This is a genomic window from Rhizobium mulingense (assembly GCF_029194105.1).
Classification (GTDB): Bacteria; Pseudomonadota; Alphaproteobacteria; order Rhizobiales; family Rhizobiaceae; genus Rhizobium; species Rhizobium mulingense.
Map to the genome: position 1 here is coordinate 1 of NZ_JARFVE010000048.1, position 1833 is coordinate 1833.

The 1833-nt window shown below is 54.2% G+C and carries 1 pseudogene; it reads right to left on the reverse strand.

Annotated features, from left to right (window positions below):
• Positions 1-1539, reverse strand: a pseudogene (locus PYR71_RS30570) (Ulp1 family isopeptidase); the annotation flags it as partial.
• Positions 1540-1833: the final 294 nt, after the last annotated feature.

Below are 1833 nucleotides of genomic sequence, written 5' to 3' on the forward strand. Positions count from 1 at the left end.
GAGCGACAATCCGCTGCGGCCTTCGATCGATGGATCAACCTGCTGCAGCGGCGAAGTTGATCTGAACTCGGCACGTGGATCCGAACGGCCGTCCAGACCGGCCGGTTCCCGGCCACTTGCCTGCTCAGGGGACAACCCCGACGCTGCGTTCGCCTCAACGACTTGCTGGTACTGCCGAAGCCGCTTGAAAGAGATAGTGTGTTTTCCCATGTCTTCGGTGAAGTCTTGGTAATCTTTTTTCAACGACCATTGCTGCTGATCACTGCCGTTGAGCCGGCTCGCTATGCTCTCCCTACCCTTGGTTTGCAGCCAATTACTAAACTTTCGTTGATTGCTGGCCAGTCTCCAGACGACTCTCCTCTGCGAAGTCGAGTCCGATCCGAGCTTGCTCAGCTCTTCGTTGGCCAAGGCATCAATCATGAGGGCGTCGTCGGGATAAGGATGATGCTGTTTCAACTGCGACTCAGCGCCTAGATACTGCCGCAGCCGATCGAGACTCACGTTTATTTTTACTTCAACGTTAATAGTAAATTCCCTAAAATCGTCCTTCAACGACCGTTGCTGCTCATCACTGCCAGTCAGGCGACTGCTTATGCTCCCCCGACCATTCTTTCGGAGCCAATTACCAAACCTCCGTTGATTGCTGGCCAGATTCAAGACGCCTTTCCTCTTGGAAGTCGACTCCGGTCCGAGCTTGCTCAGCTCTTCCTTGGTGAAGCTATCAATCATGCGGGTGTCGTCGGGATAAGGATGATGCTGTTTCAACTGCGACTCGGCGCCTAGATACTGCCGCAGCCGATTGAAACCCACGCTTATTTTTACTTCAACGTTAGTAGTAAATTCCCTAAAATCGTCCTTTAACGACCGTTGCTGCTCATCACTGCCAGTCAGGCGACTGCTTATGCTCCCCCGACCATTCTTTTGGAGCCAATTACTAAACCTCCGTTGATTTATCGCCATATTCTGGACAACTTTCCTCTTGGAAGTCGAGTCCGGTCCGAGCTTGCTCAGCTCTTCGTTGGCCAAGCCATCAATCATGAGGGCGTCGTCGGGATAAGGATTATGCTGTTTCAACTGGGACTCGGCGCCTAGATACTGCCGCAGCCGATCTAAACTCACGACCACTTTTCCCTCGGCCTCGGTAAATTTCCTAAAATCCTCCTGCAACGACTGTTGCTGCTGATCAGTACCCGTGAGTCGGCTGACTATGCTCCCCCTACCCTCCCTTTTGAGCCAATCGCTAAACTTTCGTTGACTACTGGCATTTTTCTGAGAAATCGAGACCGGTCCGAGCTTACTCCGCTCTTCCTTGGCCAAGGCATCAATGACGCGGGCGTCATCGGGATAGGGATCATGAATTCGGCGACCCATCAGGCGCGGCCCAGGTCCAACGGCTTGGAGTTCTTGCCCCTCAGGCGCGAGCCTCCTGAAATGAGACAGCGCTGAGTTAAGGCGGTTCTGATCGTCCTCACCGCTTGCCCAATAATCCGCGATATCAACGGCTAGTGAATCTGGATCGTTTAAAAACCGAGAAGCCATCGAATCTCTGTTTTCTGCTCGGAGCCAACGAGCGAACCTCCTAAGAATCCCTAAATTGTTCTCGACGGTAGCCTCGGGAACCCTTCCGTCCCCTCGGCCGATGCTACCGTCGGGTAGAATTTCGTAGTTTCGAACTGCTTCCGCGAACTGGTTGATGCGGGACTCGTCATCGGGATGCATGTCCCGGTCGGCGGGGCGACCACGCTTTCGAACCTTAGTTGAGACCACGTGAGTCTCCGTTGCGGCATCGACGTCTTGCTGCCCCGAACCCCTCTCCGGCGCCAGCGACTGCGG